Consider the following 25,433-nt stretch of genomic DNA (forward strand, 5'->3'; position numbering starts at 1 on the left):
CCCTCAGCGCCGCAGGATGGCGATGCTGCCGTCACCGAAATCCCCCCAGCCGGTGACCACGCCGATCTCCGCGCCGGCCACCTGGCGCGCCTCCGCCTGACCGCGCAGCTGCCGGACCGCCTCGACGACGTGGGCGATGCCGAGCACGTGGGCCTGCGACAGCAGGCCGCCGTGGGTGTTGACGGGCAGCCTCCCGCCGAGCTCGATGCCGCCGTCCTCGACGAAAGCACCGCCCTCGCCGCGGGCGCAGAAACCCGCCTCCTCGAGCTGCTGGATCACCTCGAAGGTGAAGCAGTCGTAGATCTGGGCGAAATCGACGTCCGCCGGCCCCACTCCGGCCATGCGGAAGGCTTCGGGTGCGGCCGTCGTCAGGCCGATGCGGTGGAAGTCGGGGCGGCCGCAGATCTCGTCCGCCGGATAGGGCTGGCTGGCCGCCGCGCCCATGATGAACACCGGGTCCCGGCGCAGGTCGCGCGCCCGCTCCGCGCTGGTGACGACGAAGGCGGCGGCGCCGTCGGTTTCCAGGCTGCAGTCGAACAGCCGGTAGGGCGACGAGATCATCGGCGAGGCGAGATACTGCTCCATCGTCAGCGGCTTGCCATGCATCAGCGCCGCCGGATTGAGCTGGGCGTGGCGGCGCATCGCGATCGCCACCGCGCCGAGCTGCTTCTCGGTGGTGCCGAATTCATGCATGTGGCGGCGCGCCATCAAGGCATACCACTGCGGCGGCGCGGTGAGCCCGAACGGCAGGTAGAAGTCGCGCGCGATGCCGCCGCCCGGGATCGAGTTCACGTCGTTGGCGGCGGTTTCGCGCACGCGCGCGCCGGAGAATCCGTTCCAGCCGCCGGGCACCAGCACGTGGTCGGCGACGCCGGTGGCGACCGCCATCGCCGCCGCGCGCAGCGAGGCGACCGGCGCCGCGCCGCCCATGTGCAGGGTGGCGGCGAAGCGCAGGCTGGTGCAGCCGAGTTCGGCAGCGAAGGCTTCGGCCTTGCCGACGTTGGGAAAGGGCATGATGCCGTCGATGTCGGCCGGCTTCAGACCGGCATCCTCGATCGCGGCCAGCGCCGCCCTGAGCTGGATGCCCATCTCCGACAGCCCGGAACCGGGCTTGCGGCAGAAGGGCGTTTCGCCGACGCCGACGATGCAGGCCTTGTCGCGCAGCATTTCCCGCTGCATGCCCCGCCGCATGTCCTACTCCCCGGCCGCCGGCGCGGCGCCGTCGGCGAGGTAGGCATCGAGCAGCGCCTGCCGCATGCCGGCCTCGCGCTCGCGCAGGCGCCAGAAGTCAGGCCGGCGCTTGGCGAGGAAGGCCGCGCCGCCTTCCTTGCCTTCGGGCATGTCGAACCAGTCGGGGTACATCGCCGCCGAAGTTGCGCAGGACTCGCGGTAGCCCTCCATCTCCTGGTCGAACGCGGCCTTGAGCACTTCCAGGCAGCCCGGGCTCTTCTCCAGCAGTTCGGCGCACCAGCGGTCGACTTCGGCCTCCAGTTCGTCGAGCGCCACCACGGTGTTGACCAGGCCCATCTCCAGCGCCTGCTCCGCCTTGTACTTGCGGCACAGCATCCACATCTCGCGCGCTTTCTTGGCGCCGACCACCTTGGTCAGATAGGGCACGAAGAAGCCATCGGCCGGCGACGAGACGCGCGGCCCGGCCTGACCGAACACCGCGTCGTCGGCGGCGATGGTGAAGTCGCAGCAGTAGGCCATGTGGTTGTGGCCGGCGATGCAGTAGCCCTGCACCTGCGCGATCACCGGCTTGCGCGACAGGCGGATCAGGCGGTTGTGCGGATAGCGGTTGTAGAAGGCCTCGCGCAGGCCCCAGCGCTCCCACTCCACGTCGCCGCCGGCACCGAAGTGCCTGCCCTTGCCGGCGATGACGATGACGCCCGTCATCGGATCGTGGTTGGCGTCGTAGAAGGCGCGGAACATCTCGTCCACCGTCGCCAGCGTCAGCGTGTTCATCCTGTCGGGCTTGTTCAGCGACACGCGGGCGATGCCGCCGCCCGAGGGCAGGTGCTGCTTCTTCTCGTAGATGATCTCGGCGAAGTCGTCGAGACCTTCCCCTTCAACCTGCTTCCAGTCGCTCCATGCGGCCATGCCGCCATCCTCGCGTGTACTCATGACTGTCGTTTCCCTGCTGTTGATCCTGCGCCCTGCCGCCGCATCGGCGGCGCCCGGGAAACACCGGTTCGTCCGCGGCCGCCTGGGCCTTCGGCAAGCCCGGGGCCGGCGGACCGATCCGGCATTCCCCTCAGGGGATCGCACCCCTGGCCTTCATCGCCTCGATCTCGTCCCACTCGTAGCCGAGCAGTTCCATCATCACCAGCTCGGTGTCCTGGCCGAGCTGCGGCCCGAGGCTGCGGATCTCGCCGGGCGTCCTGGACAGGGCGACGGGCAGGCCGCGCACGTCCACTTCGCGCTGCACCTCCTCGCACCAGGTCTTCATGAAATAGCCGTTGCGCCAGGCCTGCTCGTCGCGGATCACGTCGGCGAGGTTGTTGACCGGGCTCGCGGCCAGCCCCTCGCGGCCGAAGGCCGCCATCAGCTCCGCGTGGCCGTGGCCCAGGGTGTGGGCCTCGATCGCTTCGATGAGTGCCTCGTTGTGCCGGCGCCGCCCGGCCGCGTCGGCGAAGCGCGGATCCGCCGCCAGAGGCGCGTCGCCGAGCGCGCGGCACAGCGCCGCCCAGCGCGCGTCCTCGTTGGGCTCGCACAGGAACACCCATTTCCCGGCCGTCGGGTAGAGATTCCACAGCGGGTTGTCGACCTGCTTGCGCGACTGCTGCAGCGAGACCGCCTCGTTGCCCGCCAGATAGGACTGCAGGAAGGGCGCGGCGAGGAAGAGCTGGGCGCCGTAGAGCGAGGCGTCGAGGCACTGGCCGCGGCCGGTGCGCCTGCGCTGGTACAAGGCCAGCACGATGCCCAGCGCCGACATGATGCCGCCGTAGGCATCCCCCGAGCCCATGCCGAGGTAGATCGGCGGCTCGCCGGGCTCGCCCAGCCGCGCCATGATCCCGGTCAGGGCCTGCACCGTCATGTCGAAGGACGGCTTGGAAACGTCGCCCAGGCGGCCGTAGCCGGTGTTGGTGGCGTAGATGATGTCCGGCCTGACCGCCTTGAGCCTGTCGTACGACAGCCCCCAGGCATCGAGCATGGACGGCGCGAGATTGGACAGGAACACATCCGACTCGGCGACCAGGCGGTACATGATCTCGCGCCCGCCCTCGGTCTTGAGGTCGATCGCCACGCTCTTCTTGTTGCGGTTGATGACCAGGAAGTACTGGTTCCAGTCGCCGATCTCCAGCGACTTGATCGAGCGCACCCCGCGCGCCTGGTCGCCGCCCTGGGGCCGTTCGATCTTGATCACCTCGGCGCCGAAGTCGGCCAGGTACTGGGCCGAGACCGGCCCCTGGAACCAGACCGTCAGATCGAGGACGCGGATGCCTTCCAATGCCTGTGCCATGGCACTCTCCTTGTGCTGCCTTCATGCCACCACGCCTGCGCTGCGGCAGGCGTGGATGGCGTCTTCCGAATAGCCGAGCAGGTCGCGCAGGACCTGCGAAGTGTGCTGGCCGATGCAGGGCGCGAGGCGGTCGAGGCGCGCCGTGCCCTCGCTGAGGAAAACCGGGAAGCCCAGGCTCTTCACCGTGCCGAAACTGGGGTGTTCCAGTTCGAGGATGTAGCGGTTGGCGCGGGCCTGCGGATCGGCGGCCGGGTAGTCGAAACGTTCGATGACGTCGGCCGACAGCTGCTTTTCCATGAACACCCGGCGCCAGTCGCCGCCCGGCCGGGTGGCGAAGGCGGCCTCGAGCGCGTGGATGAGTTCGAGCCGATGGGATTCGGTGCGCTTGTCGTGGGTGTCGAAGCGCGCATCGTCGGCGGCGATGCCGACCGCGGCCGAGAACACCGGCCACCAGCGGTCGGTGTCGGGCATGGTCAGCGTGACCCAGCGTCCGTCCGCGCTGCGGTACAGCGCGCCCGACATCGGGTTCGACACGTCCAGCCGCGAGATCGGGTTGAGCAGCCGGTCGCCCTTGCCGATGGCGAGGAAGGCCTGGATGTCGAGCGCGGCGCCGTACATGTTGGCGCCGAACAGCGACACGTCCACCGCCTGCCCCTCGCCCGAAACGGCGCGGTGCAGCAGCGCCGTCACCACCCCGAAGGCCAGCATCGCGGTCGAGTGCATGGCACCGGCGCCGGTATACACCGGCGGCTGCCCGGGCTGCGGCAGGATAGGCATCATGCCGGTGCGGGCGGCGGCCAGTTCGTCGATCGGCGGCAGCCCGCTGTCCGGCCCCTGCGGCCCGAAGCCGGACAGCCGGCCGAACACGATGTCGGCGCGCAGGGCGCTGGCCCCGGCATGGTCGATTCCCAGCGCCGCGAGTTCGGGCGCGCTCCAGTCGGTCAGCAGCACGTCCGCCTTCGCCACCAGTTCGTGGAGCAGCGCCATGCCCTGCCCGCTGCGCACATCGAGGGCGAGGCTTTCCTTGTTGCGGTGGATGAGGTCGGCTTCGTGGTTCCAGCCGGCGGCCGTGCGCGCCGCTTTCTGCGGCAGCGGCTCGAGGCGCACCACGCGCGCGCCGAAGTCGCCCAGGAAGGCAGCCCCCAGGGATGTACAGAACAAGCGTGTCAGGTCGATCACGACCACGTCGTCGAGAGGACGATCCATCTCTGTTTCCTCGTTCGATTCGCCGCATACGCCGCCGTCGGGCGCTGCAGCGCAAGCCTTCAGACGGCTCCGGGCGGCCCGGCCCCTGCTGCACCATCGGCGCGCCGCAACAACAATTGCTGGAAGCGAGTCTAGTACCGGCGTCGTCGCGCAATGACTTCGTGATTGGCTCAAATGCGGCCGTTGGAACATCAAAAACGGCCCTTCGCGGAAGTAATCCGAATGAGTGATGCGCCGGCAGGAAGGGCATGGAAGTCTCCCGTTGCGGCACCTCCATCGGTGCCGAGCCACAGAACCAAAGGGGAATGGGATGCCCATCAGGAAAAAAGAACGGGGGGACAAGGTGCAACCGGCAATCGCCTTTTCACCGCTGGCACTGGCAATCGGTCTGGCCGCTGCGCCCGCAGCCCATGCCGGAGCGACGATCGATCTCGGCGAAGACACCAGCCTGGCTTATTCGGTGACGCTCTCGCACACGATGTCGAGCCGGCTGAAGAAGGCGGCGCGCGAATACCTCGCCGATCCGAACTACGACGACGGCACGCGCAACTTCGACCGCGGCGGCCTCATCACCAATCGCACCAACGTCCTGGGCGAACTGCGCCTGCGCCATGACAATCTCGGCGCGATGCTGCGCGCATCGACCTTCTACGATTCGGCCTACCGCAACGACAACGACAACGACTCGCCGGCCACCGTCAACAAGATCGGCCCCCACGACGAGTTCACCGCCACCACCCGCCGCGACAGCGGCCGCTCTTCGCGCATCCTCGACGCCTACGTCTATGGCAACTGGGCGCTGGGCGAGCAGCAGTACCTGTCGGTGAAGGCCGGGCGCCACGTGCTGGCCTGGGGCGAGAGCATGTTCTGGCCGAACATCAGCCAGGGCCAGGCGCCGGTCGACGCCACCGTCTTCAACGTGCCGGGCACCGAAGCCAAGGAAGGCTATCTGCCGGTCGGCCAGCTGTCGGCGTCATTCACGCTGAACGACCAGTTGACCCTGACCGGCTTCTATCAGTACGAATGGGAGAAGACCCGGCTCAATCCGGTCGGCGACTACTTCGCTTCCGACTTCTTCGGCCCGGGTGCGCAGTTCTACCGGCTCGCCTCCGGGGTGATCACGTCGCTGCCGGACAATACCTACACCGCGGTCAACTTCGCCGGTGAGATCAAGCCGCGCGACTCCGGCCAGTGGGGCCTGGGCGCGCGCTACCAGGTCAGCGACGCCACCGAACTGGGCCTGTACTACTACCGCTACCATGACCGTGTCGGCGCGATGTTCTTCGATTTCAGCGGCGATACGACCTACTCGTCGTTCTCCCGTTTCGGCCGCTGCGCCTCGCCCGGCAGCGCGCCCTCTTACAAGCTCGCCTATTTCGACGACATCGAGCTGACCGGCATCAGCCTCAGCTCCAAGATCGGCGACGCGGTGCAGTTCGCCGGCGAACTGAGCTACCGCGACAACGCCCCGGTCTATGTGATGACCCCGCTCGGCGCCGCACCTGCCCGCGGCAGCTACTTCCAGGGCAACGTGAACGCGGTCTACATGCTCGGACCGTCGAAGCTGGCACACCAGACCACGCTGATGGGCGAGATCGTGCATCAGCGCATCCACAAGGTCGATGATCTTGCGATCACCACGGGCGGCTTCGACATCGGACGCTACGACGACTACACCTACGAGGGCCAGACACGCGGCTCGACGCTGGTCGGCCTGGGCGCGCTCTTCGACTATCCGTCCGTCTTCCCGGGCTGGGACCTGGCCACCAAGGTGATCTGGACCCAGAACGCCGCCGGCAGCGCCTTCAGCGGCATGGGCCGCGACGAGAAGCGGCTGACGCTGGGTGCCGAATTCAAGTACCTGGGCAATTTCAGCATCGGCCTGACCTACGTCGGCTATTTCGGCTCGCCGAGCATCGCCGAGGGCCGCACGATGGCCGACCGCGACTACGTCTCGCTGAGCGCGAAATACACCTTCTGATCCCGATGAAACGGAACAAGGAATCGAACATGAAACCCAAATTCATCGGCCTGGCGGTCGCCACAGCGCTCGCCCTGCCGTTCGCCGCCGGTAGCGCGCATGCGAAAGCCACGGCAGACGAGATCGCCCGCCTCGGCAAGGATCTGAACTGCATCGGCGCCGAGAAGGCCGGCAATGCCGACGGCTCGATCCCCGAATGGAGCGGCAAATGGCTCGGCGTGCCGCCGCACGTGGACTTCAAGGGCACCGGCAGGCATCCGATCGACCCCGCCCGCCCCCCTTGCCGTTCGTCGTCTGAACGGACGATGAGCGGCTTGCGCCGCGGGCGGAATAATCGCCCCATCCCCCACCCCGCTCCGGGCCCGGCGGCCGCAGAGCCGCCGCCGGGAGCCCGCATGGAGTCTTCATGACCGCCGAAGCCACGCCACCGTCGCCCGAGACGGCCACGCCGCTGCTGCTCGAACGCCTGGACGGCGGCGTCGCGCTGCTGCGCCTGAACCGCCCCGAGGCCACCAACGCGCTGTCGCTGGAGCTGCAGGCGCTGCTGTCGCGGCGCTTCACCGAACTGGCGGCGGACGACAGCGTGCGCTGCATCGTGCTGACCGGCGGCGACATCACCAGCATGGCCGGCGCCGGCCCGATCGAGATCACCCGGCGCCATACCGAGCGCGTGTGGGGCCCGATCCAGCACTGCCCCAAGCCGGTGGTCGCCGCGGTGTGCGGCTATGCCTACGGCGGCGGCTGCGAGCTGGCGATGCTGGCCGACATCATCGTCGCCGGCGAGGGCGCGCGCTTCTGCCAGCCCGAGATCCGCATCGGCATCATGCCCGGCATCGGCGGCACCCAGCGCCTGGTGCGCGCGGTGGGCAAGGCCAAGGCGATGCGCATGGCGCTGACCGGCAGGCCGATCAGCGCGCACGAAGCCTGGACCGCCGGCCTGGTCAGCGACCTGGTGCCGGACGCGCAGGTGATTTCGACCGCGATCGAGCTGGCGCGCGGCATCGCCGCGATGCCGCCGCTGGCGGCCGAGCAGATCAAGGAATGCATCCTGCTGGGCATGGACGCGCCGCTCGAAGCCGCGCTGGCGATGGAGCGGCGCGCCAACGCCCTGCTGTTCGCCTCGCACGACCAGAAGGAAGGCATGGCGGCCTTCATCGAGAAGCGGCCGCCGAAGTTCGAGGGACGTTGAGTTTCCCCCGCAGTTTTCCACTCGGTTTCCCTGCCTCCAAGGAAGACGATCCGTCCGCTGATACCGACGCACCTTTTGACAACCGAGCCACTCACCACCAAACTAGTCACATGACTGGTTTGGTTGAGGAGATCGATCATGCATACATGGCCGGTGCAGGATGCGAAAGCGCGATTCAGCGAGTTCCTGGACGCTTGCCTTTCCGAGGGGCCGCAAATGGTGACCAGGCGCGGTACGGAAACCGCCGTACTGGTCCCCGTGCAGGAATGGTTGAGACTGCAGGCCGCTGCGCGCCCGACGCTGAAGCAGTTGCTGCTGTCCGACCAGGCCCGCGCCGAAATGCTTGTCGCGCCTCGCGGACGAGCCAGGCGGCGCCCGGTCGCAGCCCTGCGGTGACGAGCATGTACCTGCTGGACACCAACGTCGTCTCCGAGCTGCGCAAACCCAGGCCCCATGGAGGCGTGGTGTCGTGGCTGCAGTCCGTGGATGATGCGCACCTGTTTCTGTCGGCCGTCACGCTCGGCGAGATTCAGGCAGGCATCGAAATGACACGCGAACAGGATGAAGCCAAGGCCGCCGAAATCGAAGCATGGCTGGGGCTCGTTGCCGAAGCCTACAACGTATTGCCCATGGACGCGGCGGCTTTCCGCGCCTGGGCAAAGCTGATGCACCGCAAGTCCGACACGCTGTATGAGGACGCCATGATTGCCGCAACAGCCAGCGCCAACGGCTTGACCGTAGTGACGCGCAATGTTGCGGACTTCAAGACGCTGGGCGTCGAGGTCTTCGATCCGTTCACGAAGACGGATACTCCCGGTACTTGAAAAGGCTTGACCCGGCCGCTCAGCCCGCCGCCCGCACCCGGTTCAGCGCCGGGTCGTTGGGTGGGTTGAGCACGCACCGCGTGCCGGCCGGGTGGTAGATGTAGGGAATGCAGCGGTTGCAGTTGGTACAGCCCGACGCCGCGGTTTCGCCGCGACGGAACTTGTCGACCAGGCGCGGATCGTGGATCAGCGGCCGCGCCATCACCACCGCGTCGAAACCCTCGCGCATCGCCTGCTCGGCGTTGGCCAGCGAGCGCGCGCCGCCGAGATAACCCAGCGGCACATCCACCGCGGCGCGGATGCGGCGCGAATATTCGAGGAAGTACATCTCGCGGAAGCTGACCCTGGGCGTGCCGAACTGCGCAGCCTTCATCATCAAGCCAGTCAGCCAGTTGCCCTTGAGCACCTTCTTCATCTCGTCCATGTCGAAGTTGCTGCCGAACATGAACCAGCCCGATTCGATGTTGCGCCCGCCGGACAGCACCAGCAGGTCGGCGCCGGCCTGCTGCAGCAGGCGCGCGGTGACGATGGCGTCATCCACCGTGGCGCCGCCGGGCACGCCGTCGGCGACGTTGATCTTGGCCAGCACCGCCATGCGCTGGCCGACCTCCTCCTTGACCCGCCGCAGCACTTCGGCCGGAAAACGCGCGCGGTTCTCCGCGCTGCCGCCGTATTCGTCGCGGCGCTTGTTGGAAAGCGGCGAGATGAACTGGTTGAGCAGGTAGCCGTGGCCCATGTGGATCTCGACCGCGTCGAAACCCGCCTGAGCGCAGAGCTCGGCGGCGTCGACGAACTGGCCGACGACGAGATCCATGTCGGCGCGCGTCATCGCGCGCTGGAAGAAGTTGCCGCGCATGAAGCCGGCCTTGTTGAAGCCGCCCGAGGCGCTCATGGTCGGCCCTTCGACCTTCACCGAGGTGACGAAGGAACCGCCATGGGTGAGCTGGTAGGAAATGGCGCCGCCTTCGGCATGCACGGCGTCGGCCAGCGCCTTCAGGTCGGGCAGGATTTCCGCGCGCATCCACACCTGGTTGGGCAAGGTGCGGCCGACCTTGGCGACCGCGCCGTAGGCCACGGTGGTCAGGCCGACGCCGCCGGCGGCCATGCTGCGGTGGTGCTCGAGCAGCGCCCTGGTCGGCGCACCGTCGAGCACCATGCCCTCGTTGGCGCCGGCGCGGATGAAGCGGTTGCGCAGCGTGAGCGGCCCCAGCCTGAAGGGGCTGAACAGCGTGTCGCGATCCTGGTTCTGGTTCATATGCACCTCGCTGGCGTGGGCGGAACTGGCAGGCGGCGCGGCAGATTCACGCAGGAACACGCAGTTGCGCCCGCAACGCGTTCTTGTCGACCTTGTTCGACGCATTGACCGGCAGCGCGTCGAACAAGCGCACCAGGCGCGGCACCTTGTAGTTGGCCATGCGCTCGCGCGACCAGGCGATCAGGCCGGCTTCGTCCAGCATCTGGCCGGGGCGCGGCACCACGCAGGCGCAGCCGACTTCGCCCATGCGTTCGTCGGGCACGCCGATCACCGCCACCTGGGCGATCGCGGGGTGCTCGGTCAGGGCGGCTTCGATCTCGGCCGGATAGCAGTTGAAGCCGCCGACGATGAACATGTCCTTGAGGCGGTCGGTGATGCGCAGGTAGCCACGCGCATCCAGCGTGCCGACGTCGCCGGTGTGCAGCCAGCCTTCGGTATCGATGGTTTCGGCGGTGGCTTTGCCGTCCTGGAAATAACCCTGCATGACGTGGAAGCCGCGCAGGCAGATTTCTCCCGTCTCGCCGGCGGCCAGCGGCCGGTTGTCGGCATCGACGATGCGCAATTCGGTGCCGGGAATGGCATGGCCGCTGGTCAGGGCGACGGTCTCGGCGTCGTCGTCGGCTTCGCAGCAGCTCGCCAGCCCGCCGCATTCGGTGAGGCCGTAGGCGGTGAGGACGACGTCGAAGCCCAGTTCGCGGCGCATGCGCTCGATCAGCACCGGCGGGATCGTCGAGGCGCCGGTGACGGCCACGCGCAGGCTGGACAGATCGGTCTGCGTCAGCCCGGGATGCGCCAGCATCGACAGGTAGAGCGTCGGCGGCCCGGGCAGCACGCTGATGCGGTCGGCCTCGATGCGGCGGAACACCGCCTCGGCGTCGAACACCGGATGCGGCAGCACGGTGGCACCGGCGATCAGGCAGGTCACCCAGCCGGCCTTGTAGCCGAAGGTGTGGAAGAAGGGATTGACGATCAGGTAGCGGTCGCCGGCGCGGATGCCGGCGATCTGCACGTAGGCGGTGAAGGCCTGGATGACCTGGTAGTGGGCGCTCATCACGCCCTTGGGGCGGCCGGTGGTGCCGGAGGTGAACATCAGGTCCGAGATGTCGCCGGGCTGCACGGCCTCGGCGCGCGCGCGGGCCTGCGCTTCGTCGATGCCTTCGCCGCTGGCCAGGAAAGCGGCCCAATCGGTATCCGCGTGCGGCCCGGCCTCGCCGATGGCGACGACTTTTTCCAGCGTCGGCGGCCGGCAGCCGGCCAGCATCACCGGGTAGTCGGTGTCGAGGAAACGGTCGACGACGAACAGGATGCGGCTGCCGCTGCGGCCGATGATGTCGGCTGCCTCGGCGCCTTTCATGCGGGTGTTGATCGGCACCATCGCCGCGCCGGCGCAGTGGATGCCGAGCGCGGCGATGATCCATTCGGCGCGGTTGGGTGCCCAGATCGCGACCCGGTCGCCGGCGTCGATGCCGTGGGCGATCAAGGCGCGGCTGACGGCGAACACGCGGGCCGGCAGGCCAGCATAGTCGATGCGGGTGTCGCCGTCCTCGATGAAGATGCGTTCGCCGTGGCGGGCCGCGGCTTCGAGGACGAGTGCGGGCAGGCTGCGGGCGAGCAGCGGAACGAAGGCTTCGGTCATGGGACGCTGTGCCTCAGATGCCCATGACGAACTGGCCGCTGTCGACGCGCAGCTCGATGCCATTGACCGCGCGCGAGCCATCCTCGGCGAGGAACAGGATCGCGGCGGCGACGTCGGCCGGCAGGCAGGCGCGGTTCATCGGGTCGGCGTCGATGGTGAAGCGCGCCGGATCCACGCCTTGCGGATAGCTGCCGGCGGTCATCGGCGTCATGATGCCGTCGGGATGGATGGAGTTGCAGCGGATGCGGTACTTGGCCCGGCGGCAGTGCGCGGCGACCGCGCGCGTGAGGCCGGCGATCGCGGCCTTGGAAGCGCCATAGGCGGCGTAGTCGTCCTTGGCGGCGATGCCGGCGATCGAGGACATGTTGATGATCGAGCCGCCGCCCCCGTCCTTCATCATCGCCACGCCGGCCTTGCAGCCGAGGAAGACGCTGTCGGCATTGACCCGCATCAGGCGCTGCCAGTCGTCCAGGGTGGCGTCCTCGATCGAGCCCTTCAGCAGGATGCCGGCGTTGTTGACCAGGATGTCGAGGCGGCCGAAACGCTCGCGCACCGCCGCCATCGCCGCGTCCCAGTCGGCGGCCGAGGCCGCGTCCTGGCGGATGAACAGCGCCCTGCCGCCGAACGCGGACGCGAGCGACTCGCCCCCGGCGACGTCGAGATCGGTGAACACGACCCGCGCGCCCTCCCCGACGAACAGTTCCACCGCGGCACGCCCGACGCCGCTCGCACCGCCGGTGACCAGCGCCACCTTGCCTTCGATCCTTCCTGCCATGTCCTGAATCTCCCGATGTTCCGTCACGCGCTGGCCGCGATGTGATGGGCGGCGATGTAGCCGAAGGTCATCGCCGGCCCGATGGTGGCACCCGCCCCCGGATAGGCCGTGCCCATCACCGAAGCGGAGGTGTTGCCGATGGCGTAGAGCCCCTCGATCGGCGAGCCGTCGGGGCGCACCACGCGGGCATGGGCGTCGGTAAGCAGCCCGCCCTTGGTGCCGATGTCGCCCGCATCCATGCGCATGGCGTAGAACGGCCCCTTGCGGATCGGCGCGAGGCAGGGGTTGGGCTTGACGTTGACGTCGCCGTAGTAGCGGTCGAACACGCTGTCGCCGCGGCCGAAGTCCGCATCCTTGCCCGTGCGGGCGTACTCGTTCGCCTTCGCCACCGTGTCGGCGAGGCCGGCGGGGTCGACGCCGATCTGGCGCGCGAGGCTGTCCAGCGTATCCGCCTTCCAGTACACGCTGCCGAGCCATTCCCTGCGCAGGCGGCCGTCGGGCATGATCTGCGCCGGCATCAGCGGGCCCATCGCGTAGTTGAAGCGGAAGTGGGCGTCGAAGATGCACCACGCCGGCACGTTCCCGCCGCCGGTGGCCGCGCGGTCCTTGTACATCGCGTCGCCGAATTCGAGATAGCCCTGGGCTTCGTTGCAGAAGCGCCTGCCCAGGCTGTTGACCACGATCGCGCCGGGGAAGGCACGCTCGGCGAAGATGCCGCGCGGCTTGTCTTCGCCCACGACCGGAATGGTCGGCGCCCACCAGGCCCAGTCGAGCATGTCGGTCGCCGCACCGGCGGCCAGGCCGGCTTCCAGCGCCGCGCCGGTGTTGTTGCCCGGCGGGGTCGCGCTCCAGGCGGCCTGGGTGGGCTGCGGCAGGTATTTTTCGCGCAGCGCCTGGTTCTGCTCGAAGCCGCCGGCACCGAGAATCACGCCGCGGCGGGCGGTGAGCGTCATCTTGCGCCCCTCGCGCACCACCTCGATGCCGGTGACGCGATCGCCCTCGAGCACCAGTTCGCGGAAATCCGTCTTCAGCCACAACGGCACCTCGCGGTCCATCAGCGAGGCGCGCAGCGCGCACACCAGCGCACTGCCGAGACCCGCGCGGCGGTCGCTTTTCGTTTTCCTGCGCCACTTGAAGTCGAGCTTGTAGCGCAGCATCAGGCCCAGGATCTTGAGGCGCCAGCCGCGTTCTCGCGCCATCGCCACATGCGCGTCGCGCGCGGTCCAGGCGATGCGCCCCATCAGCAGGGTCGAGGGCGAAGGGCGGCGCAGGTTGTCCAGTTCGTCGCCGAGCGTGCTGGTGTCGAACAGCTCGGGGTCGAGCGATCGCCCGCCCGGCAGTGCGCCCGGCAGGTGCTGGTAGTAGTCGGGGTACTTCTCGGCCACGGCATAGCGCACCCGGGACTTGTCCTCCAGGTACCGGATCATCTTCGGCGCATGCTCGAGATAGGCGCGCACCTTGGTTGCATCCGCCTTGCCGCCGCCGGCGGCCAGGATGTACTGCAAGGCCTTGTCGTGGCTGTCCTTGCCGCCCTTGGCGGCGAAATGGTGGTTGCCGGGTATCCAGATGCCGCCACCCGAGATGGCCGAGGTGCCGCCGAACTTGTCGCTCTTCTCGACCACCAGCACCGAAAGCCCCTGGTCGGCAGCGACCACCGCCGAAGTCATGGCGCCAGCGCCGGATCCGACGACGATCACGTCCCAGTCCGTCCGAGACCGTTCCTGCATGCTCACGCTCCACCCCCGATCCTGTTTGAATGTCGGCGATGGTGGCGCCAGCCCGGCCGCCCTTCATCGTCAATGCGGACTAGACGCGGGCGTTCGCCCCCGGAACGGCCCCGGCATCGTTCAATCGGGGGATGCCGCCGCACCCGCCCGTGCCGAAAATCGTGCGCACGGATCCGACTTACGGACACACATGGAGCAAGGCATGACACGAAGCACCCCTCCCATCCACAGCCCCGCCCGCCCCTGCCGGGTCGAGGACGTCCCGCGCTGGGACATCGAGACCGGCGTCGCCGTGATCGGTTTCGGCGCTGCCGGCAGCTGCGCGGCGATCGAGGCACGCGAGGCCGGAGCCGACGTGCATGTGTTCGAAGTGGCAGCGGCCCCCGGCGGCAGCGCCTCGCTGTCCGGCGGCGAGGTCTATGTCGGCGGCAGCGGCGGCACCCGGGTGCAGAAGGCAAATGGTTTCGAGGACAGCACGGAAGACCTCTACACCTACCTGATGATGGCCGGCGGCCCCGGCGCCGATGCGGCGCGTGTGCGCCTCTACGCCGAGAACGCCGTCGCCCACTTCGACTGGCTGGAAGCGCAGGGCGTCCCCTTCAAGGGCACCTACCTGCCCGGCAAGTGGATCGAACCCACCACCGACGACACCCTGGTGTGGTCCGGCAGCGAGGCCGCCTGGCCGTTCAGCGAAAAAGCCAGGCCGGCGCCGCGCGGCCACACCGCCCAGTTCAAGGGCTGGGGGGGCGGCAAGATCCTGATGGAAAGACTGTGCGCGCGCGCGCAGGCGGTGGGCGCCGTCGTCCACTGCAACAGCCGGGCGTTGAGCCTGATCGTCGACGAGGCCCACGGCATCGCCGGCGTGGTGGTGCGCGTCGAGGGCGAGCTGAAATACGTGCGCGCGAGAAAGGGCGTGATCCTGTGCGCCGGCGGCTTCATCGTCAATCGCGCCATGGTCGCGCGTTTCGCGCCCGCCGCGCTGGCCTGCACCGACGTGGTTTCCGGCGGCAACGACGACGGCTCGGGCATCCGCATGGGCATGAGCGTGGGCGGCGCCACCCTGCACATGGACCAGTTCTTCGCCACCATCCCCTTCTTCCCGCCGGCATCGCTGGTCAAGGGCATCTTCGTCAACGCGCGCGGCGAGCGCTTCATCAACGAGGATGCCTACCATGGCCGCGTCGGCCACTACGTGCTGCGCCAGCCCGAGGGCAAGGCCTGGCTGCTGGTGGATGGCGGGATCTTCGGCCGCCCACTGATCCAGCCCGACATCGAGGTCGCGGCCGTGGGCGAGACCTGGGCGGAGGTGGAACAGGAACTCGGCCTGCCCGCCGGCAGCCTGGTGCATACGGTCGCGCAGTTCAACCGCAATGCGGCCGAGGGCCGGGACCCGCTGTTCCACAAGGCCGCGGACTGGCTGCGCCCGCTCGCCGAGCCGCCTTTCGCCGCGCTCAGCTACTGCATCGGCGATCTCAAGGCCCACGCCTTCACCATGGGCGGGCTGCACACCCTGCCCAGCGGCGAAGTGCTCGATGCCGACGGCGAGCCGATCGCGGGCCTCTACGCCGCCGGCCGCAGCGCCTGCGGCCTGCCGCGCTGGGGCGAAGGCTATAGTTCGGGCATGTCGCTGGGCGACTCGACCTTCTTCGGCCGCCAGGCCGGGCTTGCCGCCGCGCGGAACTGAGCGCGCACCCTCGCCGAAGGAACGCCGCGCCGCCCGGACGGGCGGACGCGGCGTTTCCCTGCAGCAGGGGCCGCCGCGAAGACAGCCCCCGGCGCACAGGCCCGGGGCGAAGCTCAGGGCGTGACCTGCGCCTCCATCATCGCCAGGAACTGATCGGAATACGGCGGCAGCAGGCCCCATTCGCGGCGCGGATCGTAGGCCGGCGCCTTGAACACCGTGCGCGTGTGGCTGAATTCGAGGAAACCTTCGCGGCCGTGGTAATGGCCCATGCCGGAATCGCCGATGCCGCCGAAAGGCGCGTCCTCCATCGCCGCATGGAACATCGCTTCGTTGATCGTCACGCCGCCCGACAGCGTGTGCTCCAGCACCTGCTGCTGCTCGGCCTCGTCCTCGCCGAAGTAGTACAAGGCCAGCGGCCGCGGCCGGGCATTGATGTCGGCGATCACGTCGTCGATGGCGTCGTAGGGTTTGACGACGACGGCGGGGCCGAAGATTTCCTCGCGCATGATCGCGCTGTCCGCCGGCGGGTCGATGACGATGCTGAGCGGCCTGCGGCGGTCCGTCGCGTCAGCGGCTGCAGGGACCGGCGCACATTCGACGCGCGCCCCGACGCGGGCGGCGTCGCCGACGCAAGCTTCGACGCGCGCCAGATGGCGGGCATTCACCACCGCCACCATGTCCGCATTGCCCGCCACGCTCGGGAACAGTTCGCCGAAGCTGAGCTTGAGCGCGGCGACGAAGTCCTCGAGCTGCTCGCGGGCGACGTAGACCACGTCCGGATTGACGCAGAGCTGGCCGGCGTTGGCCGCCTTGGCAGCGGCGATGCGGAAGGCCGCGGTGGCGAGGTCGGCGCTGCGGGCGACGATGGTCGGCGACTTGCCGCCGAGTTCCAGCGTCACCGGCACCAGATTCTGCGCGGCGTTGCGCATCACCGCCCTGCCCACCTGGGTGCTGCCGGTGAAGACGATGTGGTCGAAAGGCTGGGACGTGAAGGCTTCGCCCATTTCCGGCCCGCCGGTGACGACGCCGACTTCGAGCGGATCGAACAGATCGGCCACGGCCTCGGCCACTATCTGCGCAGTACGCGGCACGACTTCGGAAGGTTTCAGGATCGCCCGGTTACCGGCGGCCAGCGCGCTCGCCAGGGGGCTGAACAGCGTGAACAGCGGCGCGTTCCAGGTGCCGATGATGCCCACCGTGCCCTTGGGCTGGTACATCACCCAGGCCTGGGCGCCGAACTGGTCGTAGGGCGGAAAGGGCGTGCGCGGCTCGCTCGCCATCCACGGTTCGAAATGATCGCGGGCGTACTTCAGCGAGGTCAGCGAACCGAGCACGTCGTTCATCAGCGAGTAGCCCCTGGGGCGGCCGCCGAAGTCGGCGTCCATTGCTTCGGCCAGGGATTTGTGGTGTTTCACCAGCAGGTCGATCGCGGTCTGGATGCGGCGCCTGCGCTCGGCGGCGCTCACGGCGCCGGCGGCAGCGAAGGCCTTGCGCTGTTGCTGGAGCAGGCCGGCCAGGCCCGCGGCGGTGGTGATGATCTCTTTCGTCACGGCAATCGCTCCGGTTTGAGAGGCGGGAAAGCGTACGCATACGCCAGGCCGCGACCTTAACCCGCAGCCCCGCCGTCCGCGTAGTCCGATCGGACGAGCAGGACCGGGGAACGCCATGCGAAACGGTAGTCCGTTGGGACGATGACCCTGCCCTGGCCGGATTCCATACTCGGCTCCACCTCTCCTTCCGCCCCCTCGAGACACGACATGACGACGCACAAGGGCTTCGACCCCCAGGCATTCCGCGCCGCGCTCGGCACCTTCACCACCGGGGTCACCATCATCACCACCCGGGCCCAGGATGGCGAGCCGGTCGGCATCACCGCCAACAGCTTCAACTCCGTGTCGCTGAACCCGCCGCTGGTGCTTTGGAGCCTGGCGAAGAACGCGCGCAGCCTGCAGACCTTCTCCACTTCCACGCACTGGAACGTGCATGTGCTGGCAGCAGACCAGGAAGCCCTGTCCGGCCGCTTCGCCCGCCAAGGCGAGGACAAGTTCGCCGGGCTCGAACTGGACGAAAGCATCGGCAAGGCGCCGCTGCTGAAGGACTGCACGGCACGTTTCCAGTGCCGCACCGCCTTCAGCTACGACGGCGGCGACCATGTCATCTTCGTCGGCGAAGTGCTGGCCTACGATCACAGCGACCGCCCGCCGCTGGTGTTCCAGAGCGGCCAGTACGCACTGGCCGCCCGCAGGCCGCGCGAGGAAGTGCGCCTGGGCGCCACGCCGCCGCCCGAATGCAGCTATACCGAAGACCTGCTCGGCTACCTGCTGGGCCGCGCGCACTACCAGATGCTGCATGCACTGCGGCAGTTGCTGGACACCCAGGCACTGGACGAGCGCTCCTTCTTCATCCTGTCGGTGCTGTCGATCCGCGACCGCCTGACGCTGGACGAACTGAACGCCTTCATCGCCTATACCGGCATGCTGGCCACCGCCGACTCGATGGCGGCGCTGGAAGCGCAGCACCTGGTCGCACTCGAGGACGACGGAGGCGAGGATCGCTACGTATTGACCGCCGACGGCCGCGAAGCCTCGCTGCGCCAGATCGCGCTGGCAAAGGCGGTCGAGGAAGACATCGCCGCCAGACTCGGCACCGGTGACACGATGGCCCTGAAGCTGCTGCTGAAGCGCCTGATCGCCAACAGCGACCCGGGCATGCCCGATCTCTGGTCGCCACGCTGATTCCCGCCAGCCGGCCGCTTCGCCCGCCCCGGGACAAGCCCTTCAACGGCATCACGACAAAGGAAATTCCCATGCCGCTCATCGAACGTTTCCACCTGGACAATCAGGTCGCCATCGTCACCGGCGGCGGCCGCGGCATCGGCCGCGCCATCGCCCTGGCCTACGCCGAAGCCGGCGCCGACGTGGTCTGCGCCGCGCGCACGCCGGCCGACGTCGAGGCGGTCGCGGAAGAAATCCGCGCCCTCGGCCGGCGGGCGCTGGCGGTGCAGTGCGACGTCACCGATCTGGCGCAACTGGCGAAGCTGGTCGACGCCGCGGTGGCGGCTTTCGGCCGCATCACCCATCTGGTGAACAACGCCGGCGGCTCCGGGCCCAACGACCCGCTGAAGATGTCCGCCGACAAGTTCGAGCACGTGTTCCGCTTCAACGTCACGTCGGCCTACGAACTCACCCGCCTGTGCGTGCCGCACATGCGCGCGGCCGGCGGCGGCAACGTGCTCAACATCACCTCGGGCGCCGCCCGCTATGCCCAGCCGCACTTCAGCGCCTACGGCACCGCCAAGGCCGCACTGAGCCAGCTCACCCGCCTGCTGGCGCAGGACTTCGCCCCCGAGGTGCGCGTCAATGCGATCGCGCCGGGGCCGATCATGACCGCCGCGCTCGATCGCGCGCTGCCGGCCAACATGCGCGAGGGCATGATCCGCAACACGCCGCTGCAGCGCCTCGGCGAAGTCGAGGACATCGCCGCCGCCGCGCTCTATCTCGCCACGCCGGCCTCCGCCTGGGTCACCGGCAAGATCATCGAAGTCGACGGCGGCGCCGAATCCAGCGTATGGCCGGGTTGAAAGAGGCGGACATGGACGGCACCCTGATCCATCGCCTCGGCGACGAACTCTACGATGCGCTGCGCCAGCGCCGCACACTGGTGCCGCTGACCGAGCGCCACCCGGACATCGGCATCGACGACGCCTACCGGATCTCGCTGCACATGCTGGCGCGCCGCGAAGCCGACGGCGAGAAGGTCGTCGGCAAGAAGATCGGCGTCACCAGCAAGCCGGTGCAGGACATGCTGAACGTGCATCAGCCGGACTTCGGCTTCCTGACCGACGCGATGCATCATGCCGACGGCGCGACGATTCCGCTCGCCGCCGCTGGGCTGATCCAGCCGCGCGCCGAAGGCGAGATCGCCTTCATGCTGAAGTCCGACCTGCAGGGCCCCGGCGTGAGCCGCGACGACGTACTGGCCGCCACCGCCTGGGTCGCGCCCTGCTTCGAAATCGTCGATTCGCGCATCCACGACTGGAAGATCCGCATCCAGGACACCGTGGCCGACAACGCCTCCTGCGGCGTGTTCGTGATCGGCGAGCAGCACACCGACCCCGCCGGACTGGACCTGGCGGCGGTGCGCATGCGCATGACGCGCAACGGCGAGCCGGCCGGCGAAGGCCTGGGTTCGGCGGCGCAGGGCCACCCGGCCGAAGCCGTGGCCTGGCTGGCCAACACCCTGGGCCGCTTCGGCATTCCGTTCCGCGCCGGCGAGTTGATCCTGTCCGGCTCGCTGGCGTCGCTGGTGCCCGCGCGGGCGGGCGACCGTTTCGACATGGAGATCGAAGGACTCGGCCGCTGCTCGGTCGCGTTCAGCTGATTTCCTCCGCTTGCAGGCGCGCAGCGGCAGCTTCCCCCTCCCTCTCCCGCCGCTGCGTGTCCTGCAACCCTGTGCTTCCGGAGAACGAATCTCATGAGCAACAAGATCAAATGCGCGCTGATCGGCCCGGGCAACATCGGCACCGACCTGCTGTACAAACTCAAGCGCAGCGCGGTGCTGGAACCGGTGTGGATGGTGGGCATCGACGCCGCCTCCGAAGGCCTGGCGCGCGCGCGCGAACTGGGCTTGAAGACCACGTCGGACGGCGTCGACGGCCTGCTGCCGCATGTACGGGCCGACGGCGTGCAGATCGCCTTCGACGCCACCTCGGCCTACGTCCACGCCGAGAACAGCCGCAAGCTCAATGAGCTGGGCGTGCTGATGATCGACCTCACCCCGGCGGCGATCGGCCCCTTCTGCGTACCGCCGGTCAATCTGGCCGAGCACGTCGGCAAAGGCGAAATGAACGTCAACATGGTCACCTGCGGCGGCCAGGCCACGATCCCGATGGTCGCCGCCGTCTCGCGCGTGCAGCCGGTGGCCTATGGCGAGATCGTCGCCACCGTGTCATCGAAGTCCGCCGGCCCCGGCACGAGGAAGAACATCGACGAATTCACCCGCACCACCGCCGGCGCGGTCGAGAAGGTCGGCGGGGCGAAGCAGGGCAAGGCCATCATCATCCTGAACCCGGCCGAACCGCCGCTGATCATGCGCGACACCGTGCACTGCCTGACCGAGACCGAACCCGACCAGGCCGCGATCACCGCCTCGATCCACGCCATGATCGCCGAAGTGCAGAAATACGTGCCCGGCTACCGCCTGGTCAATGGCCCGGTGTTCGACGGCAAGCGCGTCTCGGTCTTCCTCGAAGTCGAAGGCCTGGGCGACTACCTGCCCCGGTACGCCGGCAACCTCGACATCATGACCGCGGCCGGCGCGCGCACCGCCGAGATGTTCGCCGAGGAAATCCTCGCCGGGCGCCTGACACTCGAACCGAACCGCGCAACGATGGTGGCCTGAACGGCCGCCCGATGAAGGAGATGAACATGGAACTTCGCGGCAAGAAAGTCACCGTGCACGACATGACGCTGCGCGACGGCATGCACCCCAAGCGCCACCTGATGACGCTCGAGCAGATGAAGGCCATCGCCACCGGGCTGGACGACGCGGGCGTGCCGCTGATCGAAGTCACCCACGGCGACGGCCTGGGCGGCAGCTCGGTCAACTACGGCTTCCCCGCCCACAGCGACGAGGACTACCTCGGCGCGGTGATCCCGCTGATGAAGCAGGCCAAGGTCTCGGCGCTGCTGCTGCCGGGCATCGGCACCGTCGATCACCTGAAGATGGCGCACGAGCTCGGCGTTTCCACCATCCGCGTCGCCACCCACTGCACCGAGGCCGACGTCTCCGAGCAGCACATCGGCATGGCCCGCAAGCTCGGCATGGACACCGTCGGCTTCCTGATGATGGCGCACATGAACAGCCCGGAAGGGCTGGTGCAGCAGGCCAAGCTGATGGAGAGCTACGGCGCCAACTGCATCTACGTCACCGACTCGGCCGGGCACCTGCTGCCCGACACGGTGAAGGCGCGCCTGTCCGCGGTCAGGGATGCGCTGAAACCCGAGACCGAACTCGGCTTCCACGGCCACCACAACCTGGCGATGGGCGTGGCCAACAGCCTGGCGGCGCTCGAAGCGGGCGCCACCCGCATCGACGCGGCCGCGGCCGGGCTGGGCGCGGGGGCGGGCAACACGCCGATGGAAGTGTTCGTCGCGGTGTGCGACCTGATGGGGATCGAGACCGGCGTGGATGTGTTCAGAATCCAGGACGTGGCCGAAGACCTGGTGGTGCCGATCATGGACTTCCCGATCCGCATCGACCGCGACGCGCTGACGCTGGGCTACGCCGGCGTCTATGGCTCCTTCCTGCTGTTCGCCAAGCGCGCGGAGAAGAAGTACGGCGTGCCGGCGCGCGAGATCCTGGTCGAGATGGGGCGGCGCGGCATGGTCGGCGGACAGGAGGACATGATCGAGGATACGGCGATGAGCCTGGCGAGGGCACGGCAACTGGCATCGGCCTGAACACCGCTCGAGACGCCATCGCGGCATACCGCCAGCCCACGGTTGGCGGTATGCCGCGTCCGCTCATTCCGCCGCGCCGTCGGCCGCCGGCCGCATAGGCGCATCAGCCCCCTGCCCGGCCTGCTTGCGGCGCGAGAAGCGCGACAGCACCCAGACGAAGAAGATCGGCACCAGGATGACGCCGAGCGAGGTCGCGGTCAGCATGCCGCCGATCACGCCGATGCCGATCGCACGCTGGCTGGCGGCGCCGGCGCCGGTGGCGATGGCCAGCGGCACCACGCCGAGGATGAAGGCCAGCGAGGTCATCACGATCGGGCGGAAGCGCAGCCGCGCCGCCTCGATCGCGGCCTCGACCAGCGAACGCCCCTGCTGGTGCAGGCTTCTGGCGAACTCGACGATCAGGATCGCGTTCTTCGCCGACAGGCCGATGATGGTGATCAGGCCGACCTTGAAATAGACGTCGTTGGGCATGCCCAGCAGGGTCACGGCCAGCACCGCGCCGAGAGCGCCGACCGGCACGATCAGCATCACCGAAGCCGGGATCGACCAGCTTTCGTACAGCGCCACCAGCAGCAGGAACACCACCAGGAAGGACAGCGCGAACAGCATCGGTGCCTGTGCGCCGGCGAACTTCTCCTGGTAAGACAGCCCGGTCCATTCGTAGCCGATGCCTTCGGGCAGTTCGCCGATGATGCGTTCGATCTCGGCCATCGCCTCGCCGGTGCTGTGGCCGGGCGCGGCGTTGCCGCCGATCTTGAACGCCGGATAGCCGTTGTAGCGCGAGATCTGCACCGCGCCGCTTTCCCAGGCCATGGTGGTGAAGGCCGACAGCGGCACCTGCCCACCGCGCGCATTGGGCACGTGCAGCGCCAGGATCTGCTCCGGCGTCATGCGCTCGTCGACGTCGGCCTGCACCACCACCCGCTGCTGCCGGCCGGCGTTGGCGAAGTCGCTGACCAGGGCCGAACCGTAGGCGCTGGCGATGACGGTGTTGATGTCGGCAAAGCCGACACCCAGCGCCTCGGCCTTGGCACGGTCGATGTCCAGCCGAAGCTGGGGGGCATCCTCCAGGCCTTCCATCATCGCGTAGGCGAAGAGCGGCGAGGTGTTGGCCCTGTACAGCAGCTCGTTGCGCGCCGCGATCAGCGCCTCGCGGCCGAGGCCGCCACGGTCCTGCAGGCGCAGGGCGAAGCCGCCGGCATTGCCCAGGCCTTCGATCGGCGGCGGATCGACCGCCATCACCGCGGCATCGCCGAGGCCGGCGAAGCGGGCGTTGAACGCCGCGACCTCGTCCGAAGCCGACTGTCCGCGGCCGCGCTCGGACCAGTCGGTCAGCGTCGGGAAGCCCAGGGCAGCGTTCTGGCCGGTGCCGGAGAAGCTGAAACCGAGCAGCATCGTGGTCGAATCCATGCTGTTGCGGGAATGCAGATACTCTTCCAACTCCTTGACCACCGCTTCGGCGCGCGGATAGGTGGCGCCCGGCGGCAGTTGCACGTCGACGATGAAATAGCCCTGGTCCTCGACCGGCACGAAGGATTCGGGCAGGCGCAGGTAGAAGAAGCCCAGCACCGCGACGATGGCCGCATAGACCAGCATGTAGCGCCCGCTGCGCCGCAGCAGGCGCGCGTTGAGCCATCCGTAGCGCTCGGTCAGCCCGGCGAAACGGCGATTGAACCAGCCGAAGAAACCGGTCTTCTCGTCGTGATGGCCTTGCGGAATCGGCTTCAGCAGCGTCGCGCACAGCGCCGGCGTCAGGCTCAGCGCGAGGAAGCCGGAGAACAGGATGGACACTGCCAGCGACAGCGAGAACTGCTGGTAGATCACGCCGACCGAGCCGCTCATGAAGGCCAGCGGCATGAACACCGCCGCCAGCACCAGGGTGATGCCGACGATGGCGCCGGCGACCTGCTGCATCGCCTTGATCGTCGCCTCGCGCGGCGCCAGCCCCTCCTCGGCCATGATGCGCTCGACGTTCTCGACCACGACGATGGCGTCGTCCACCAGGATGCCGATGGCCAGCACCATGCCGAACATCGTCATCATGTTGACCGAGAAGCCCAGCGCATACATCACCGCCAGCGTGCCGAGCAGGCACACCGGCACCACGATGGTCGGAATCAGCGTGTAGCGGAAGTTCTGCAGGAACAGGAACATCACCAGGAAGACCAGCACCATGGCTTCGGCCAGGGTCTGGATCACCTTGTCGATGGCGACGTCCACGAAGCGCGAGGTGTCGTAGGGCACGGCGTATTCGATGTCGTCCGGGAAGGACACCGACAGTTCCGCCAGCCGCGCCTTGACCGCCGCCGCCGTCTGCACCGCATTGGCGCCCGGCGACAGCTGCACCGCGCCGGCCACCGACAGCTTGCCGTTCATGCGCGAATCGAAGTTGTAGTCCTGGCGGCCCAGTTCCAGCCGGGCAACGTCGGCGAGCGTCACCTTCGAGCCGTCGGGGTTGGCGCGCAGCACGATGCGGCCGAACTCCTCCGGCGTCGCGAGCATGCCCTTGACCACGATCGTGGCGCTCAGCTCCTGCTCGGCGCTGCCGGGACGGCTGCCGAAGCTGCCGGCCGGCACCTGCGCGTTCTGCGCCGCGATCGCGGCATTGACGTCGGCCACCGACAGCCCGTAGCCGACCAGCTTCTGCGGATCGACCCACACCCGCATCGCCGCCTCGGCACCGAAGTACTGCACCTTGCCGACGCCGGACACGCGGCGGATCTCGTTGTTGATGTTGCGCACGGCAAACTCGGACAGGCCAACGACGTCCTTGTCCGCATCGTCGCCCTTGTAGGTGAGCGCATAGATCAGCAGGAAGCCGGCGCTGGCCTGATCCACCTGCAGGCCGAGCTGGGTGACGACGCCGGGCAGGCGTGCCTCGGCCTTCTTCAGGCGGTTCTGCACGTCCACCTGCGCCAGGTCCGGGTCGGTGCCCGGCGCGAAGGTGACGATGATCTCGGCGGTGCCGGCGGAACTGCTGGACGACTCGTAGTACAGCAGCCCCTTGGCGCCGTTGAGCTCTTCCTCGATGACGCTGGTCACCGAATCGACCACGGTGCCGGCCGATGCGCCGGGGTAGGTCGCCCAGATCGAGATCTGCGGCGGCGCCACCACCGGGTACTGGGCGACCGGCAGCGAGGGAATCGCCAGCAGGCCGGCGAGCGAGATGAAGATCGCGACCACCCAGGCGAAGTTGGGGCGGTCGATGAAAAACTTCGGCATGTTCCTGTTC

21 protein-coding genes are annotated in these 25,433 nt (G+C 68.5%); 11 read left to right on the forward strand and 10 right to left on the reverse strand.

What is annotated here, in order from left to right:
• Window positions 1-3: 3 nt before the first annotated feature.
• The 4 genes from ACNQFN_RS16985 to ACNQFN_RS17000 all read right to left on the reverse strand — a co-directional run bounded on the left by ACNQFN_RS16985 (window position 4) and on the right by ACNQFN_RS17000 (window position 4,669).
• Window positions 4-1,191, reverse strand: coding sequence for a thiolase C-terminal domain-containing protein (locus ACNQFN_RS16985; RefSeq protein ID WP_245650928.1), 1,188 nt, complete (start codon window positions 1,189-1,191; stop codon window positions 4-6).
• Window positions 1,192-1,194: 3 nt separating this feature from the next.
• Window positions 1,195-2,124: an enoyl-CoA hydratase-related protein gene (locus tag ACNQFN_RS16990; RefSeq protein ID WP_068637399.1), complete on the reverse strand. Its 930-nt coding sequence runs from the start codon at window positions 2,122-2,124 to the stop codon at window positions 1,195-1,197.
• A gap of 130 nt (window positions 2,125-2,254) precedes the next feature.
• Entirely contained in the window at window positions 2,255-3,463 is a 1,209-nt protein-coding gene (locus tag ACNQFN_RS16995) for a CaiB/BaiF CoA transferase family protein (protein ID WP_418647041.1), read from the reverse strand.
• A 21-nt stretch (window positions 3,464-3,484) separates the two neighbouring features.
• Window positions 3,485-4,669 (reverse strand): CaiB/BaiF CoA transferase family protein, encoded by a 1,185-nt coding sequence (locus tag ACNQFN_RS17000; protein ID WP_418647042.1) that lies wholly within the window; start codon window positions 4,667-4,669, stop codon window positions 3,485-3,487.
• Between the two features lie 343 nt (window positions 4,670-5,012).
• Between ACNQFN_RS17000 and ACNQFN_RS17005 the strand changes: the two genes are divergently transcribed.
• The 5 genes from ACNQFN_RS17005 to ACNQFN_RS17025 all read left to right on the forward strand — a co-directional run bounded on the left by ACNQFN_RS17005 (window position 5,013) and on the right by ACNQFN_RS17025 (window position 8,663).
• Entirely contained in the window at window positions 5,013-6,650 is a 1,638-nt protein-coding gene (locus tag ACNQFN_RS17005; protein WP_418647043.1) for a DUF1302 domain-containing protein, read from the forward strand.
• 29 nt (window positions 6,651-6,679) lie between these two features.
• Entirely contained in the window at window positions 6,680-7,060 is a 381-nt protein-coding gene (locus ACNQFN_RS17010; RefSeq protein ID WP_418647044.1) for a hypothetical protein, read from the forward strand.
• Complete coding sequence (locus tag ACNQFN_RS17015) at window positions 7,057-7,839, forward strand: enoyl-CoA hydratase-related protein (RefSeq protein ID WP_418647045.1); 783 nt, start codon at window positions 7,057-7,059, stop codon at window positions 7,837-7,839. Before ACNQFN_RS17010 ends, ACNQFN_RS17015 begins: the two co-directional genes overlap by 4 nt.
• Before the next feature lie 138 nt (window positions 7,840-7,977).
• Window positions 7,978-8,235, forward strand: coding sequence for a type II toxin-antitoxin system Phd/YefM family antitoxin (locus tag ACNQFN_RS17020; protein ID WP_418647046.1), 258 nt, complete (start codon window positions 7,978-7,980; stop codon window positions 8,233-8,235).
• Window positions 8,236-8,240: 5 nt separating this feature from the next.
• Entirely contained in the window at window positions 8,241-8,663 is a 423-nt protein-coding gene (locus tag ACNQFN_RS17025; RefSeq protein ID WP_418647047.1) for a type II toxin-antitoxin system VapC family toxin, read from the forward strand.
• Window positions 8,664-8,682: 19 nt separating this feature from the next.
• Here the strand turns inward: ACNQFN_RS17025 and ACNQFN_RS17030 are convergent, their stop codons facing one another.
• From ACNQFN_RS17030 to ACNQFN_RS17045, 4 genes are read right to left on the reverse strand one after another with little or no spacing between them, the layout of a single operon-like run.
• A complete protein-coding gene (locus ACNQFN_RS17030) occupies window positions 8,683-9,918 on the reverse strand; it encodes an NADH:flavin oxidoreductase (protein WP_418647048.1) in 1,236 nt (411 codons plus the stop codon).
• 46 nt (window positions 9,919-9,964) lie between these two features.
• Window positions 9,965-11,554, reverse strand: a complete 1,590-nt coding sequence (locus ACNQFN_RS17035; protein WP_418647049.1) for a FadD3 family acyl-CoA ligase — start codon at window positions 11,552-11,554, stop codon at window positions 9,965-9,967.
• 13 nt (window positions 11,555-11,567) lie between these two features.
• On the reverse strand, window positions 11,568-12,329 hold the full coding sequence (locus ACNQFN_RS17040) for an SDR family oxidoreductase (RefSeq protein WP_418647050.1): 762 nt from the start codon (window positions 12,327-12,329) through the stop codon (window positions 11,568-11,570).
• A gap of 23 nt (window positions 12,330-12,352) precedes the next feature.
• Window positions 12,353-14,026 carry an FAD-binding protein gene (locus ACNQFN_RS17045; protein ID WP_418647051.1) on the reverse strand — a complete coding sequence of 558 codons (1,674 nt, stop codon included), beginning with the start codon at window positions 14,024-14,026 and terminating at the stop codon, window positions 12,353-12,355.
• A 232-nt stretch (window positions 14,027-14,258) separates the two neighbouring features.
• Between ACNQFN_RS17045 and ACNQFN_RS17050 the strand changes: the two genes are divergently transcribed.
• A complete protein-coding gene (locus ACNQFN_RS17050; RefSeq protein ID WP_418647052.1) occupies window positions 14,259-15,740 on the forward strand; it encodes an FAD-dependent oxidoreductase in 1,482 nt (493 codons plus the stop codon).
• A 113-nt stretch (window positions 15,741-15,853) separates the two neighbouring features.
• Here the strand turns inward: ACNQFN_RS17050 and ACNQFN_RS17055 are convergent, their stop codons facing one another.
• Window positions 15,854-17,290 (reverse strand): aldehyde dehydrogenase family protein, encoded by a 1,437-nt coding sequence (locus ACNQFN_RS17055; RefSeq protein WP_418647053.1) that lies wholly within the window; start codon window positions 17,288-17,290, stop codon window positions 15,854-15,856.
• 207 nt (window positions 17,291-17,497) lie between these two features.
• Here ACNQFN_RS17055 and ACNQFN_RS17060 point away from each other — a divergent pair, with 207 nt between their 5' ends.
• From ACNQFN_RS17060 to dmpG, 5 genes are all read left to right on the forward strand, one after another.
• Complete coding sequence (locus tag ACNQFN_RS17060; protein WP_418647054.1) at window positions 17,498-18,475, forward strand: flavin reductase; 978 nt, start codon at window positions 17,498-17,500, stop codon at window positions 18,473-18,475.
• 71 nt (window positions 18,476-18,546) lie between these two features.
• The gene (locus ACNQFN_RS17065; RefSeq protein WP_418647055.1) at window positions 18,547-19,320 is read left to right on the forward strand and encodes a glucose 1-dehydrogenase; all 774 of its coding nucleotides are present in this window, start codon (window positions 18,547-18,549) and stop codon (window positions 19,318-19,320) included.
• An 11-nt stretch (window positions 19,321-19,331) separates the two neighbouring features.
• Window positions 19,332-20,120 (forward strand): fumarylacetoacetate hydrolase family protein, encoded by a 789-nt coding sequence (locus ACNQFN_RS17070; protein ID WP_418648930.1) that lies wholly within the window; start codon window positions 19,332-19,334, stop codon window positions 20,118-20,120.
• Window positions 20,121-20,213: 93 nt separating this feature from the next.
• Window positions 20,214-21,140 (forward strand): acetaldehyde dehydrogenase (acetylating), encoded by a 927-nt coding sequence (locus tag ACNQFN_RS17075; RefSeq protein WP_418647056.1) that lies wholly within the window; start codon window positions 20,214-20,216, stop codon window positions 21,138-21,140.
• 26 nt (window positions 21,141-21,166) lie between these two features.
• Window positions 21,167-22,201 (forward strand): 4-hydroxy-2-oxovalerate aldolase, encoded by a 1,035-nt coding sequence (dmpG, locus tag ACNQFN_RS17080; RefSeq protein WP_418647057.1) that lies wholly within the window; start codon window positions 21,167-21,169, stop codon window positions 22,199-22,201.
• Window positions 22,202-22,264: 63 nt separating this feature from the next.
• Here dmpG and ACNQFN_RS17085 read toward each other — a convergent pair whose 3' ends face one another.
• Window positions 22,265-25,423 (reverse strand): multidrug efflux RND transporter permease subunit, encoded by a 3,159-nt coding sequence (locus ACNQFN_RS17085; RefSeq protein WP_418647058.1) that lies wholly within the window; start codon window positions 25,421-25,423, stop codon window positions 22,265-22,267.
• Window positions 25,424-25,433: the final 10 nt, after the last annotated feature.

It is taken from the genome of Thauera butanivorans, from assembly GCF_048398245.1.
Taxonomy (GTDB): domain Bacteria; phylum Pseudomonadota; class Gammaproteobacteria; order Burkholderiales; family Rhodocyclaceae; genus Thauera; species Thauera butanivorans.

Bases quoted from the DNA above. Each gene is read 5' to 3' on its own strand.
- ACNQFN_RS17020 (WP_418647046.1), top strand. From the start codon at position 7,978: ATGCATACATGGCCGGTGCAGGATGCGAAAGCGCGATTCAGCGAGTTC.
- ACNQFN_RS17035 (WP_418647049.1), bottom strand. From the start codon at position 11,554: ATGACCGAAGCCTTCGTTCCGCTGCTCGCCCGCAGCCTGCCCGCACTC.
- ACNQFN_RS17085 (WP_418647058.1), bottom strand. From the start codon at position 25,423: ATGCCGAAGTTTTTCATCGACCGCCCCAACTTCGCCTGGGTGGTCGCG.
- ACNQFN_RS17060 (WP_418647054.1), top strand. From the start codon at position 17,498: ATGACGACGCACAAGGGCTTCGACCCCCAGGCATTCCGCGCCGCGCTC.
- ACNQFN_RS16990 (WP_068637399.1), bottom strand. From the start codon at position 2,124: ATGAGTACACGCGAGGATGGCGGCATGGCCGCATGGAGCGACTGGAAG.
- ACNQFN_RS17040 (WP_418647050.1), bottom strand. From the start codon at position 12,329: ATGGCAGGAAGGATCGAAGGCAAGGTGGCGCTGGTCACCGGCGGTGCG.
- ACNQFN_RS17010 (WP_418647044.1), top strand. From the start codon at position 6,680: ATGAAACCCAAATTCATCGGCCTGGCGGTCGCCACAGCGCTCGCCCTG.
- ACNQFN_RS17025 (WP_418647047.1), top strand. From the start codon at position 8,241: ATGTACCTGCTGGACACCAACGTCGTCTCCGAGCTGCGCAAACCCAGG.
- ACNQFN_RS17030 (WP_418647048.1), bottom strand. From the start codon at position 9,918: ATGAACCAGAACCAGGATCGCGACACGCTGTTCAGCCCCTTCAGGCTG.
- ACNQFN_RS17000 (WP_418647042.1), bottom strand. From the start codon at position 4,669: ATGGATCGTCCTCTCGACGACGTGGTCGTGATCGACCTGACACGCTTG.
- ACNQFN_RS16995 (WP_418647041.1), bottom strand. From the start codon at position 3,463: ATGGCACAGGCATTGGAAGGCATCCGCGTCCTCGATCTGACGGTCTGG.
- ACNQFN_RS17070 (WP_418648930.1), top strand. From the start codon at position 19,332: ATGGACGGCACCCTGATCCATCGCCTCGGCGACGAACTCTACGATGCG.
- dmpG (WP_418647057.1), top strand. From the start codon at position 21,167: ATGGAACTTCGCGGCAAGAAAGTCACCGTGCACGACATGACGCTGCGC.
- ACNQFN_RS17065 (WP_418647055.1), top strand. From the start codon at position 18,547: ATGCCGCTCATCGAACGTTTCCACCTGGACAATCAGGTCGCCATCGTC.
- ACNQFN_RS17075 (WP_418647056.1), top strand. From the start codon at position 20,214: ATGAGCAACAAGATCAAATGCGCGCTGATCGGCCCGGGCAACATCGGC.
- ACNQFN_RS17015 (WP_418647045.1), top strand. From the start codon at position 7,057: ATGACCGCCGAAGCCACGCCACCGTCGCCCGAGACGGCCACGCCGCTG.
- ACNQFN_RS17050 (WP_418647052.1), top strand. From the start codon at position 14,259: ATGACACGAAGCACCCCTCCCATCCACAGCCCCGCCCGCCCCTGCCGG.
- ACNQFN_RS16985 (WP_245650928.1), bottom strand. From the start codon at position 1,191: ATGCGGCGGGGCATGCAGCGGGAAATGCTGCGCGACAAGGCCTGCATC.